Here is a 9,862-nt window from a genome sequence, read left to right on the forward strand (position 1 = left end):
GAGTTTTAAATGAACCGACGTGAATTTGGCCTTACGGCACTCAGCATGGTCCTGGCCGGGCCTGCTTTGTCGCAAACCGCCGCACCGACGTTGCAGGTGACAAAGACACCGACCTGCGGCTGCTGCGGCGCTTGGGTAAATGAGATGATCTCTGCCGGTTTCAAGGCATCGGTCGAGGACGTGGATTACGACACGCTTCAGGTTCTGAAGCAGAAACACGGCATCGCGCCGGAACTGGCAGGATGTCACACTACGTCCGTGGGCGGATATTTCGTCGAGGGTCACGTGCCTGCGGCTGACATCGGGCGGTTGCTAAGCGAAAAACCTGTCGCGCGCGGACTGACAGCACCGGGAATGCCCATGGGTTCGCCCGGCATGGGCCCCCAAGGTGATCCCTATGATGTGCTGCTTGTACTGATGGATGGGTCGACGCAAGTCTTCGCAACCCACGGCTGACGTGTTTGCCCGCGATACGTTCCGACAAAGTTTTTCGCCGACCTTACCATTCGGCAGATTTTGTTGGAACGTATCCGTTCTGAGCTTGGCAAGCATATTGCCGTTCCTGCTTGTCTACATCCTCGCAACGCCTGGTTTTGCGACGCTGCTGCTGACGAATGGGACCGCGCTCTCGCGCTTCCTCCGGCAGGTCTTTACCAATGGGTTTGTGGTCGTTTTCCTCGTGAATTACTTGGGGTTCGTTTCCGCATCGGTCGCGCTGAAGCAGTACCAGCATCGGCCGATTGTTTACCTGGTTTTAGATGGCCCGCTGCGGAGTGTCGCATTCATTGGGGTTCACATTGCCGCCTATGTGATGTCGGCCGATCTGTTCGGCTCGTTCAACGGCAGCCGTGCAACAGCTTTGAGCGTGGTCGGACCAACGCTCGAGCGGTCGTTCATGTTTGGGAACATCTCGGGCGTATATCTCTATGCCCTGGCGCCCGGCACCTTCATCGCGCTTCTGGTGGTTCTGACAGAACCTTCTGGCGAGGCATCGAAGCCTACCATGTTCAGGACAATGAGCATGGCCTTGCTGTTCAGCCTGACCCCGATCCCCCTCGTCACATTCCTATCCTATGCGTTGGATCTGGCAACCTGACGGGCCAACTTGGTCAACGACCCGCAGGCTGTCATCTGATCAAATTGTATCCGAATGTACCCTTGACCTTGCCTCACTGGAATGTCGCAGAAGAACACGAGCATATTCTGGAGAGCTACATGTCTGACAATCAAAGTCAAAAATCCACCGGTTCATCGAAACTGATGCAGTATGGTATGATGGCCTGTTGTGCCGTTATGTTGTTTCCAGTCGCCGCATTCTTTATTGCAGGCGGCACGATCGCGGGTCTGTGGGGCAACGTCGGCCTTTTTGCGCCGCTCGCACTTTGTCTTGGTGCGCATGTCGTCATGCACAGGATGATGGGAAAGTCGTGTCACGGGTCAAGAGTTGAACAGGCGAACGAGGCGACTGTGGATGCAGAATTTGAAGATGGCCAAGCTCCCGAACGAGAACTGGTACGCGCCCGCTAGAACGCGGCTGACAATCGGAATTCCGATTGCAGGTATTCTGGCCCTCGGCGGTTGTGCCCAGTCGGCCTCGGGCAAGCTTTGCCCACTTGAGCCCCCTTCCGTGACACGGGATGCGGCACACGACGTCATGCTTCCCGTAGGATGTCGCTTGGTCGGTCAGTCTGAAGGTACTACCCACGAAATAGTCTGTGACGACGGCCGGACCGGATGGGCTTTCGATTAAGCGCCAAACCTTGATCCTGCCTCACATTCACCTGCACAGCGACGGTCGCCCACGCCACTACGGGCGCAACCGTTCCAACGCGCTTTGCACGGCTTGACGGCGCGGGTCATCTCCCGGCACCTCCGACAACAGGATTTCAGCGTGTTCAAACGCCGCGATTGCCGGCGCGGTATCACCCAGAACCGAATAGGCATTGCCAAGCCGCATCCATCCATCAAGATCGTCAGGCTCATCTTCCAGCCGCGTGGCCAGCCGTTCGACCATCGAGCGGATGAAATCCTGTCGTTCCTCCACACTCATGTCCTGCGCGTTTTCGATGTCTTCCTGTGTCGGGCCGGACGCACTGGTCTTCGGGGCATAGTCGGCCAGCGAGATCGGAGCCTTGCCGATCTTCGCGCCAATCCGGTTGGCTTCGCCAACAAAGCTTTCCATCCACGGGAAAAACCTATCCGCATCGTCCAGCCGGGCCACCAGCATTTCGTGAGCCCGAGCCTCATCGCCCTTCTGCTCGAGCGAGACTGCCTTGAAAAAGGCAGCACCGGGATTGGAAGGATCCAGTTCGTACGCCCGATCAATCGCGGTGTCCGCTTCAGGTGTCACCACACCTTGCTCTGCGTAGATCAGAACCTCGGCCAACATGGAGAAGACGGCGGAATCGGCCTTCGGTCGTTGTGCGACAACTCTATATGCATCGGCTGCATCCGCATACCGGCCCATTTTCGAATAGGTTTGCCCCAGTAGCATCCAGCCTTCCGAAGGCCCGCCTTCGGGGTCTGAACTGAGCCGGACGTACAGACGATCTGTCAATTCGGCGATTTCCGCCGCTTCCTGCCGTTCAGTGGCACGTTCGGCAAAGGCGACACCTGGGATCTCTGGCGAGCCCATTGCGGAGTAATATCCAAAAGCGAAGACCGGCACGAACACTGCGCTCAGAACGACCATCAAGCGGCCCCCTGTCGCCGGTTTCCCATCTGACAGAACGGACCGGCGCGACTGCACGAGGATCCGTCTCTTAATCTCCTGCTCCGCCGCCGTGGCCTCGGTGTCGGAAATGACACCGCGCTCAAGATCCCGCCGAACCTCATCCAACTGATCCATGAGGACCGCATCCGTGGCGTCAGCCGGGACGGGTGTCCGCGACGACCGATGGCGCAGCGGCAGGCCCATGAAAAGCAGACCGACAACGGATAACAGGGCGAAAACCAACCAGATCATGAACCGTCCTTTGAAGCGTTCTCTTCAATGAAACGCGCAATTTCCGCTTTTTCGTCATCGGAAAATCCCGTTGCGGCAGCCCTGCGCCGGCTTCTCGAAATGACGGTCCAGCCGACAAGCAGCGAAACAAGCGCAAACACGAAGGGCGCCATCCAGAGCGCGAGAGTGACGCGATTCAGGGGCGGGCGCATCAGGACATAATCGCCATACCGGGCGTGGATGTACGCGATGACCTCCTTGTCGCTGTCACCGGCAACAAGCCTTTCGCGCACCAGTATGCGCAGGTCCCGCGCAACCCCGGCGTTGGAGCTGTCGATGTCCTGATTCTGGCAGACAACGCAGCGCAGTTCCCGTGATATTTCACGGGCGCGTTGCTCCAGTACAGGATCCTGCAACATCTCGTCTGGCTCGACCGCCAAGGCCGTCACCGGAAGCAGCAGGAGGAAAGCAAATGCGATATACCTCATCCGTTCTGGCCCCTTGCTAACGCGCCAGCCTGGATCAATGCTTCCCTGAATGTGGAAATCGCCGTTTCGCCCACGACGGGGCCGACATATCTGAACAACACCGTCCCGTCAGAGCCGACAATGAATGTTTCAGGTACGCCCGAAAGGCCCCATTCAATCCCCACTCTGCCGCTCAGATCAGACCCGATCCTTTCGTAGGGATTGCCAAGCTCAGCAAGCCATTTAGTCGCATCCTCCGGCTTGTCCTTGTAATTGATCCCGAACAACGTCAGCCCGTCCTTTTCGACCATCTGGGTCAGAACCCCGTGTTCGGCCCGGCAGGGCACGCACCACGAGGCAAACACGTTCACGATGACCGGTCGCGGGTTCCCGACCAGATCGGCGCGGGAAAGCCCTGGCGTCTCCAACCCGTCGACAGCGGCCAGATCGAATTCGGGTGCCGGCTGCGAGATCAGAACCGAAGGAATGTTGTTCGGGTCCCGGTCCGGGTTCAAGCCCCACAGAAAAAACCCCCCGAAAATGGCCGCGATTGCCAGCGGAATGAATGCCAGTATACGTCCCATGCCTACTCCGCAGGAAGTGCTGCGGGCGCTGTCGCCTTGCGACGGGGTGCCCCGACGCGCAACCGCCGGTCAGACAGCGAAAGACCCCCACCAAGCACAAGCATCGCCGATCCGATCCAGATAAAGTTGACCAGAGGTTCATACAGGATGCGCAGGGTCCAAGCCCCTTGCGTGCTCTCGTCCTCGGCGGCCGGATTTGCGATGGACGCATAGAGATCACCGGCCATTGTCGATCTGATGGCGCTCTCTGTGGTGGTGGTTTGCGCGACCGGATAGGTACGCCGCTCCGGGAAGAGATCGGTGACATAGTTCCCCTCCCGGGCCACACGAAGCGTGCCACGATCCGCGAAGTAATTTGGCCCACGCACACGTTCGGCCCCCTCAAAGGTGACATCGAACCCACCAATGCTGACCTCTGTACCGGGCCGGACAAAGATGATTTCCTCGGATTTCCAGACCGTCGAGCCGATAAATCCGAACATCGCCATCGCAAGCCCCGCATGTGCCAGTGTCATCCCATGAGAGGATCTGGGCAGGTTGCGCGCCCGCCGCAGCGATTCCGGGAACGGTGCCTCAAAAAGCTTGATGCGCATCGCCCATTCCCGCAGCGTTGCGAAAAACAGCCAGAACGCAAGCATCAGCGATAGATACCCCAATACCGGACCGCCCTCAGCCAGGTACCAGATCATCAATGTCGCGAGCCCGGCCAGGACGGCCACGAAACGCAACCGTTGCAGAACGCCCGCCAGATCGGCACGTTTCCAGGACAGGTAAGGCCCCAGCCCCATCGCAAAGACGAGCGGCAGCATCACGGGAATAAAGGACGCATTGAAGAAGGGCGGCCCCACTGACAGTTTTTCACCGCCCGTCGCGGCTTCGTAGAAGAGCGGGTACAAGGTACCGAACAGCACAATGCCGGTGGCCGTGGCCAGCAGCAGGTTGTTCACCAATAGCCCCGCTTCCCGGCTGATCGGCTTAAACAGGCCGCCGGGCTCCATTGTCGGCGCGCGCCAGGCAAACAGAGCAAGGGAACTGCCGATCGAAACGGCCAGCAATCCAAGGATATAAAGTCCCCTTTCCGGGTCGACCGCGAACGCATGCACAGACGTCAGCAGGCCCGATCGGACAATGAACGTGCCCAAGAGCGATAGGGAAAAAGTCAGGATCGCCAGAAGGATTGTCCAGCTTTTGAACGCATCCCGTTTTTCCGTCACGATTGCGGAATGCAGCAGGGCCGTGCCCATCAGCCATGGCATGAAACTGACGTTCTCAACGGGGTCCCAGAACCACCAGCCGCCCCAGCCAAGCTCATAATAGGCCCACCAGGATCCCAGCGCGATGCCTGCGGTCAGGCTCATCCAGGCAGCCAGCGTCCACGGACGTACCCACCGTGCCCAGGCCGCGTCCACCCGCCCTTCGATCAGGGCGGCGACCGCAAACGAGAAGACAATCGAGAAGCCAACATACCCGAAGTAGAGAAGCGGCGGGTGCATGGCGAGACCGACATCCTGCAATAATGGGTTGAGGTCCTGACCGTCGCCTGGCGGAGGGAAAACGCGGTCGAAAGGATTGGACGTCAGCAGCATGAAAGTCAGGAAGCCAACGCTGATCCAGGCCTGCACCGACAGCGTCCTTGCTCTCAGCGCCAGCGGAATGTTCGATCCTAAGAGGGCGACCGCCGCACCGAACACCGTCAGGATAAGGGTCCACAGCAACAGGGATCCTTCGTGGCTGCCCCAGGTGCCGGCCACCTTGAACAACATCGGTTTGAGTGAATTGGAATTCTCAACCACATTCTTGACCGTGAAGTCACTGGTGATGAAGGCTTGCATGAGCGCGAGAAACGCAATGCCCACAAAGAACGCCTGTCCTAGTGATGACCATCTCGCCGACTGCATCCACAGTATGTTTCCGCGTGCAGCACCAAAAATGGGCAGCACACTTTGAACAAGCGCCAGGGCCAAGGCCAGGGCCAGGGCGAAATGACCGATTTCAGGTGTCAAGGGATCATCAGCCTCTTCGATGAATTCACTGGATTAACGTCTGTCTAGCAAATCGTCCGGCGGACCGTGAGTGGTTGCTTTGTCACCGTTTGTAACGGGAGGCTGTGACAAATGATTACAAACCCGCCCGCCCTCGGCCTTTAATCGAAGCGCTATAACGCCGATGTTTCCAGAATAAACCTGAAAGGAATGAGAGATGGAAAACAAAAGAATTCTTGCGCTTGGCGTGGTGATCGCTGTTGGCATGGGACAAACAGCATTAGCGGAATCCGACGGGACTGCCGATAGCAAGGCTGACAGCGGGAATATGTCCGACATGGCGATGGGCGATGGCGACAAGCAGATGGGCATGATGGGCGGCAATATGATGCCTATGATGCAGAGGATGATGAAGATGCATGCATCCATGATGGGTGGACAGGGCAGCACGATGGAAATGATGGATCGCGACATGATGTCGACGATGATGTCCGGTGGACAGCCTCATGAAATGGCCACGCAGATGGCCGAAAAAATGCGGGAGTTTGATGCGGATTCCGATGGAGCGTTGACACTTGACGAGTTCGAAACCTTGCATATGAGCGTCATCCGGGCGCGCATGGTGGATCGCTTTCAGCATCTTGATGCGGACGGCAACGGTCAGATCTCTCAGGACGAGATGGAAGATGCCGGTACGCGGATGAGCAAAATGAACGGTACTTCCACCGGAACGGACATGGAAGGTCATCATGACAACGAATAAGGGTCAAGCCTGCGTCACTCAGCTTGATGGGGGCAAATTATGGCCTTCTTTCTGACGCGCCGCGGCGCAAGCCTTGCGATGTTGGCCAGTTCCGTTGCACCTTTCTCGGCTGTCGCCCAGACAGCCGAGGTCTGGTCGGCGGACATGGCGGCTGATGCGTTGCAACAGGATCTTATCAGGATGATCGACGTGCGGTCGCGACAGGAATGGACCGACACCGGCGTTGCAGGCGATGCCTGGCCCATCAGCCTGCACGAGGACCGTTTCGCCGAGCGGCTTCTTGCCGCTCGCGAACAGGCCGAAGGGCGGCCCGTCGTGCTCATCTGTGCGACAGGCGGGCGATCTGGCCGCGTCATGCGAAGTCTTCGGCAGGCTGGCTACAGCGGCTTTCTTGACGTATCCGAAGGCATGCTCGGTTCTGCCGCCGGACCGGGCTGGATCGCGGGAGGTTATCCGGTCGTTGGTGTCGATGCTGCCCTGGCTGCGCTGCCAGAGGAATTATCCTGAGATGAAACTGTTGAACCGCCGCGATTTGATTGGCTATGCCGCAGGCTTTGGGGCTGCATCCGTCCTGCCATCGGCGGCATTTCCGGCATCCGACAGAAGGCTCGCGTACCCTTCGCTTCTCGATGCGACGACATCCCGGCTTTTTCAGCTGAAAGCCCGCACTGGCGAGACCCGTTTTGACGATGGTGCCGCCAGCGAGACCTTCGGCTACAATCAGGGATACCTTGGCCCGACGATCCGGGTGCAAACCGGCGTCGAGACACGGGCAGAGGTGCACAACACGCTTGGCGAGCCGATGTCGGCGCATTGGCACGGTTTGCTTGTTGCCGGTGAGTTCGATGGCGGACCGCATCAGGCCATTGCACCGGGAGACACCTGGAAGCCGATGCTGGACCTGGATCAGCCCCCGGCAACGGCCTGGTATCACAGCCACATTCACGGCGCGACGGCACGACAGGTCATGCTGGGGTTGGCGGGTGTTCTACAGGTGACCGATGGCGCAGATGACGAGCGTGGATTGCCATCCACCTACGGGGTCGATGATCTGACCCTTGTATTGCAGGACCGTCAGTTCAACTGGCGCGGACGCCTGAAATACGATCCCGGCATGCACCAGTCCATGAACGGGTTTCAGGGCGACACAATGGTTGTGAACGGTCAAATCGGCGCGTCGGCAGCGGTTCCGAAGGGGATCGTGCGGTGCCGTGTCGTCAACGGCTCGAATGCGCGGGTTTACCGCCTGTCCATGTCTGACAGCCGGTCGCTTCATCTCATCGCGACAGATGCCGGATTTCTGGATCGACCGATTGCGCTGAACCGCCTGACCCTTGCACCAGGAGAGCGCGCAGAAGTGCTTGTGGATTTCACAAGCGGGCGGGACAGTGTTTTGAAGTCCGACGATATCATTAATTCGGCCATGGGCGGAATGATGGGCGGCGGCGGTTCCGGCAGTCCATTCACCGTGCTGCCTTTCGCTGTCGACACAACCCTTCCGGTTCGCATCGACGCCCTGCCCGGCTCTCTGGACGGGCAGTTGCCTGATCTTGCGGTCAAGGACGCGCCAGTCCGACGTCTGTCACTGGATATGTCGATGGGCATGGGGATGATGTTCTCGCGGTCCGGGAACCGATTTTCGATCAACGACGCGTCATACGATCCGGACACTCTCAATTTTTCCACCAAATTCAACAGCATCGAGCGTTGGATTGTGCGTGGGGCCATGATGATGCACCCGTTCCATGTTCACGGCGTCCGGTTTCAGGTACTGTCGGAAAACGGTACGGCACCGCGCGCAGAGAACAGGGGGTGGAAGGATACGGTGCTGGTGGATGGTGAAGTGGAGCTTGCGATGAACTTCGAAAACCCTGCCTCAGCGGCTGCGCCCTACATGTATCACTGCCACATTCTGGAACACGAAGATGGCGGGATGATGGGGCAATTCAGCGTCGCTTAGCGCAGAAATCCCTTTACCCTCCGCTGACAGGAACCTTTAGGGGAATCCTATTCCTCGATAGAGGTTTGAGATGAAAACCGAATTGCACATCAAGCGGCTGACCCTCGCCGGCGGGCTGTTGATCGTCATCTCTGCGCCTATGCATTTCATCTTGCCCGAGCAAAGACCAATTGTCTTCGCAGCTCTCTTTCTTTTGGTGCTCCATGCCGCTTAGCAAACCGCGCCTGCATCGGGTTGGGCTATGGTTGGTGGTTGCGCTTGGCGTACTTTTGATAGCCATATGGGCAATGGGATATGGCCCGGCGATAGCCCGCGAGACTATCGAGGTCTGGATAGAGCGGGCCGGCGCTTTGGGACCGTTGCTCATCATCGTGCTCATGATGGTTTCGATCGTGGCAAGCCCCATTCCAAGTGCACCGGTCGCACTGGTGGCAGGCGCGGCGTATGGTCATGCTGCCGGAGCTGTCTATGTCGCCATCGGGTCGGAACTGGGTGCACTCGTGGCATTCATCATCGCCCGCTATATCGGGCGCGACCACGTTGAGCGCTGGCTTGGGGATAAGGCCGGTTTCGGGTTATTGGGCTCTCAAAATCTGTTGATGTTGACGGTGTTCGCGTCTCGCCTCTTGCCCTTCATCTCGTTTGACGCAATGAGCTACGCTGCCGGTCTCAGCCACCTGCGCCTTTGGCGGTTCCTGATCGCAACTCTGGCAGGCATTCTTCCAGCCAGTTTCCTGCTCGCGCATTTCGGAGCAGAGGCCATGTCGGGAGATTTCGGCACTGCTGAGTGGATCATCATCGGTCTTGGATTGATGACTGCCGCACCGTTGCTGGTCGCAGCGCTCTGGCGAACAAATCGGTCAACCAACGCTTCCTAAGTCTGAGTATGTCAGCAAAAATGAAAACCGTGATTGCCTACTTTACCATTGACCTTCCCCCACAGGAAGCTGCGACCGTGAATCGCTATGGATACACAAACACCACAACTCCGCCGGGATTTCCTGTACTACGCCACCGCCGGAACGGGCGCGGTTGCCGTAGGGGCTGCGGTCTGGCCATTGCTCAATGGGAGTGGGCAAAACCTGGGGGTATTTGTCTATGATGGTGATTTCACAGCAGAGGAATTGCCATGGATGTGCGGATCATCGTCGAGACAACTTTT

At 58.3% G+C, this 9,862-nt stretch carries 13 protein-coding genes; 9 read left to right on the forward strand and 4 right to left on the reverse strand.

What is annotated here, in order from left to right; translation table 11 throughout:
- Nucleotides 1–9: 9 nt before the first annotated feature.
- The 3 genes from FHS72_RS15400 to FHS72_RS15410 all read left to right on the forward strand — a co-directional run bounded on the left by FHS72_RS15400 (nt 10) and on the right by FHS72_RS15410 (nt 1,527).
- Nucleotides 10–456, forward strand: coding sequence for a DUF411 domain-containing protein (locus FHS72_RS15400; protein WP_183530524.1), 447 nt, complete (start codon nt 10–12; stop codon nt 454–456).
- 97 nt (nt 457–553) lie between these two features.
- The gene (locus FHS72_RS15405; RefSeq protein WP_009824478.1) at nt 554–1,096 is read left to right on the forward strand and encodes a hypothetical protein; all 543 of its coding nucleotides are present in this window, start codon (nt 554–556) and stop codon (nt 1,094–1,096) included.
- Nucleotides 1,097–1,215: 119 nt separating this feature from the next.
- Nucleotides 1,216–1,527: a DUF2933 domain-containing protein gene (locus tag FHS72_RS15410; protein ID WP_037953520.1), complete on the forward strand. Its 312-nt coding sequence runs from the start codon at nt 1,216–1,218 to the stop codon at nt 1,525–1,527.
- A gap of 280 nt (nt 1,528–1,807) precedes the next feature.
- Here the strand turns inward: FHS72_RS15410 and ccmI are convergent, their stop codons facing one another.
- From ccmI to FHS72_RS15430, 4 genes are read right to left on the reverse strand one after another with little or no spacing between them, the layout of a single operon-like run.
- A complete protein-coding gene (gene ccmI, locus FHS72_RS15415; RefSeq protein WP_183530525.1) occupies nt 1,808–2,965 on the reverse strand; it encodes a c-type cytochrome biogenesis protein CcmI in 1,158 nt (385 codons plus the stop codon).
- Nucleotides 2,962–3,432: a cytochrome c-type biogenesis protein gene (locus tag FHS72_RS15420; protein ID WP_183530526.1), complete on the reverse strand. Its 471-nt coding sequence runs from the start codon at nt 3,430–3,432 to the stop codon at nt 2,962–2,964. The genes ccmI and FHS72_RS15420 overlap by 4 nt, the downstream gene beginning before the upstream one ends.
- Nucleotides 3,429–3,995, reverse strand: a complete 567-nt coding sequence (locus FHS72_RS15425; protein ID WP_009824474.1) for a DsbE family thiol:disulfide interchange protein — start codon at nt 3,993–3,995, stop codon at nt 3,429–3,431. Before FHS72_RS15425 ends, FHS72_RS15420 begins: the two co-directional genes overlap by 4 nt.
- A 2-nt stretch (nt 3,996–3,997) precedes the next feature.
- Nucleotides 3,998–5,998 (reverse strand): heme lyase CcmF/NrfE family subunit, encoded by a 2,001-nt coding sequence (locus FHS72_RS15430; RefSeq protein WP_183530527.1) that lies wholly within the window; start codon nt 5,996–5,998, stop codon nt 3,998–4,000.
- A 196-nt stretch (nt 5,999–6,194) separates the two neighbouring features.
- Here FHS72_RS15430 and FHS72_RS15435 point away from each other — a divergent pair, with 196 nt between their 5' ends.
- The 6 genes from FHS72_RS15435 to FHS72_RS18500 all read left to right on the forward strand — a co-directional run.
- Nucleotides 6,195–6,740, forward strand: a complete 546-nt coding sequence (locus FHS72_RS15435) for an EF-hand domain-containing protein (RefSeq protein ID WP_009824472.1) — start codon at nt 6,195–6,197, stop codon at nt 6,738–6,740.
- Between the two features lie 39 nt (nt 6,741–6,779).
- Nucleotides 6,780–7,247: a rhodanese-like domain-containing protein gene (locus FHS72_RS15440; RefSeq protein ID WP_183530528.1), complete on the forward strand. Its 468-nt coding sequence runs from the start codon at nt 6,780–6,782 to the stop codon at nt 7,245–7,247.
- Between the two features lies 1 nt (nt 7,248).
- Nucleotides 7,249–8,700 carry a multicopper oxidase domain-containing protein gene (locus FHS72_RS15445; protein ID WP_183530529.1) on the forward strand — a complete coding sequence of 484 codons (1,452 nt, stop codon included), beginning with the start codon at nt 7,249–7,251 and terminating at the stop codon, nt 8,698–8,700.
- Between the two features lie 70 nt (nt 8,701–8,770).
- Nucleotides 8,771–8,914, forward strand: a complete 144-nt coding sequence (locus tag FHS72_RS15450; RefSeq protein ID WP_009824469.1) for a hypothetical protein — start codon at nt 8,771–8,773, stop codon at nt 8,912–8,914.
- Nucleotides 8,904–9,578, forward strand: coding sequence for a TVP38/TMEM64 family protein (locus tag FHS72_RS15455; protein WP_183530530.1), 675 nt, complete (start codon nt 8,904–8,906; stop codon nt 9,576–9,578). Before FHS72_RS15450 ends, FHS72_RS15455 begins: the two co-directional genes overlap by 11 nt.
- An 87-nt stretch (nt 9,579–9,665) precedes the next feature.
- On the forward strand, nt 9,666–9,862 hold a 197-nt coding region (locus FHS72_RS18500), incomplete at its 3' end, for a ubiquinol-cytochrome c reductase iron-sulfur subunit N-terminal domain-containing protein (protein WP_246414793.1).

This window comes from Yoonia ponticola, from assembly GCF_014199395.1.
GTDB classification, from domain to species: Bacteria; Pseudomonadota; Alphaproteobacteria; order Rhodobacterales; family Rhodobacteraceae; genus Yoonia; species Yoonia ponticola.

Excerpts from the sequence above, each read along its gene's own strand:
- FHS72_RS15400 (WP_183530524.1), top strand. The coding sequence starts at position 10 with ATGAACCGACGTGAATTTGGCCTTACGGCACTCAGCATGGTCCTGGCC.
- FHS72_RS15410 (WP_037953520.1), top strand. The coding sequence starts at position 1,216 with ATGTCTGACAATCAAAGTCAAAAATCCACCGGTTCATCGAAACTGATG.
- ccmI (WP_183530525.1), bottom strand. The coding sequence starts at position 2,965 with ATGATCTGGTTGGTTTTCGCCCTGTTATCCGTTGTCGGTCTGCTTTTC.
- FHS72_RS15420 (WP_183530526.1), bottom strand. The coding sequence starts at position 3,432 with ATGAGGTATATCGCATTTGCTTTCCTCCTGCTGCTTCCGGTGACGGCC.
- FHS72_RS15425 (WP_009824474.1), bottom strand. The coding sequence starts at position 3,995 with ATGGGACGTATACTGGCATTCATTCCGCTGGCAATCGCGGCCATTTTC.
- FHS72_RS15435 (WP_009824472.1), top strand. The coding sequence starts at position 6,195 with ATGGAAAACAAAAGAATTCTTGCGCTTGGCGTGGTGATCGCTGTTGGC.
- FHS72_RS15440 (WP_183530528.1), top strand. The coding sequence starts at position 6,780 with ATGGCCTTCTTTCTGACGCGCCGCGGCGCAAGCCTTGCGATGTTGGCC.
- FHS72_RS15445 (WP_183530529.1), top strand. The coding sequence starts at position 7,249 with ATGAAACTGTTGAACCGCCGCGATTTGATTGGCTATGCCGCAGGCTTT.
- FHS72_RS15450 (WP_009824469.1), top strand. The coding sequence starts at position 8,771 with ATGAAAACCGAATTGCACATCAAGCGGCTGACCCTCGCCGGCGGGCTG.
- FHS72_RS15455 (WP_183530530.1), top strand. The coding sequence starts at position 8,904 with ATGCCGCTTAGCAAACCGCGCCTGCATCGGGTTGGGCTATGGTTGGTG.